This window comes from Streptomyces cavernae (assembly GCF_004023625.1).
GTDB classification, from domain to species: Bacteria; Actinomycetota; Actinomycetes; order Streptomycetales; family Streptomycetaceae; genus Streptomyces; species Streptomyces cavernae.
In genome coordinates this window covers 1-2,017 of sequence record NZ_RPDJ01000113.1, presented here as the reverse complement: position 1 = coordinate 2,017, position 2,017 = coordinate 1, and the positions used below count along the sequence as shown (strand labels likewise).

Annotated in this window: 1 protein-coding gene; it reads left to right on the top strand. The window is 65.0% G+C overall.

Annotation, left to right across the window (positions count from 1 at the left end):
- The first annotated feature begins 481 nt into the window (after nucleotides 1–481).
- A protein-coding gene (locus EF387_RS46385; protein WP_128382578.1) for an IS3 family transposase occupies nucleotides 482–1,683 on the top strand; the annotation gives its coding sequence in 2 pieces (ribosomal slippage) (nucleotides 482–773 and nucleotides 773–1,683; 1,203 coding nt in all).
- The last annotated feature ends 334 nt before the right edge of the window (nucleotides 1,684–2,017 follow it).

The following is a 2,017-nucleotide window of genomic DNA, read 5'->3' as shown; positions in this document are numbered from 1 at the left end:
TCTCGGTTGGCTTCGCAACCCCGAGCTACCAAGAGGCCCTGCCGTCATGCCCGCAGCCGGCGGCAACCACCCGATCGGGCACCCCGTTCGACGCGCAGCCCTCAAGATCGGAACGACAACAGCTACTTAAACTTCCGCATCTACACAATATGGGCCCAACACCGAAACCACTCCAAAAACCCAGACCTCAACCAGATCACAAAAGAACTCGCCCAGCACAACATCAGCGGCCAATACAACAAGCCAATAAAAGAAACCGACCTCAAAAGAAACCAAGACACCTACGAACGACGCTGGCACACACTCAAACACAGACAGGCACCAAACCGTTACTGAGCCTCAACGCGTAATGGACTGTAAATCGTTCGATGTAACTCCCAATCATGGAAGATGCATCGATGAGCAGTAAGACCGTGGGCCTTGACCCCTGATCTTGGACACACGAGACACTGGATCCTGAGGATCTGAGAACGGACATCTCGTGGTCATGAAGAACTATCCGCCGCAGTTCAAGGCGGACGCGGTCGCGCCGTACCAGTCGCGGCCCGAGGCGACGATCCGGCAGGTTGCCGCCGATCTGGGGATCAATCCCGAGACCCTGCGCAACTGGGTCCGGGCGGCTGGCGCGAGCCGGCCGCGGGGACGCCGGGCAGAGGTACCCACCGAGCCGCCCACGCCGTTGGAGGCGGAGAACGCCGCTCTGCGCAAGAAGGTCCGTGAGCTGGAGGAAGAACGCGAGATCCTGCGCAAGGCGGCCAAGTATTTCGCCGGGGAGACACGCTGGTGAACCGCTTCCAGTTCGTCGCCGACCACCAGCGCCGCTACGGCGTGAAGCGGCTGTGCACCATCCTGGGCATCGCCCGCTCCAGCTTCTACTACTGGCGCCGGACCGCAGCCGCGAGGGCGGCCCGGCAGACGGCCGACGCCAAGCTCGCCACCCGGATACGGGCCGTGCACCACGAATCGGGCGGCACCTACGGCGTCCCGAGAATCACCGCCGAACTCCGCGAGACGGGCGAGCGCATCAACCACAAGCGGATTGCCCGGGTGATGCGGAGCATCGGCCTGGCCGGAGTGCGGCTGCGGCGCAGGCACCGCACCACGACCGCGGACCGCGCCGCGGCGAAGGCCCCGGACCTGATCGGCCGCGACTTCACCGCGAGTGAGCCGAACATGAAGTACGTCGGCGACATCACCTATCTCCCGCTGGAGGGCGGGAAGTTCCTCTACCTGGCCACCGTTATCGACCTCGCCTCGCGTCGTCTGGCCGGCTGGGCGATCGCGGATCACATGCGCACCGATCTCGTCACCGACGCCCTGGCCGCCGCCGAACGCACCCGCGGCAGTCTCGCCGGGGCGGTCATGCACACCGACCACGGGACCCAGTACACCAGCCGGGCCTTCGCCGACGCCTGCCGCCAGGCCGACGTCCGCCAGTCGATGAGCGCGATCGGCTCCAGCGCGGACAACGCACTCGCCGAGTCCTTCAACGCGAACTTCAAACGCGAAACGCTCCAGGGCCGCAAGCACTGGTCCAGTGAGCGCGAGGCCCGCCTCGAAGCGTTCGGCTGGCTGCACCGCTACAACACCCGACGGCGCCACTCCCGCCTCGGACAACGCAGTCCCATCGCCTACGAAACTGCGTCCTGGACAACACCAACTACGCTGACCCCAGCCGCATAACCGTGTCCAAGACTCGGGGGCAAGGCCCCGTGGCCGAGCACCAGGCGGTCGAGTCGGCAGCGGATCTGTCGGCGAAGGCCATGAATGACCAGCCGATCGACGAACTAAGCCTCGATCCACCGGGCTATAGCCGGTCCAGGGCTTGGACATGAAGACGCGGATGCCCTCTGAGCTGGGATGATGGGACTTCCTAGGGTTCCATGTCCAGGTTTGGCGCTACCACCCGTTCTTCACCGACAACCCCGCCGCGACGCTCCAGGCGGAACGGGAACACCGCCACCACGCCGTCGTCGAGCAGGTCATCGCCGACAGCAAAGCCGGAGCCTTCGCCCAC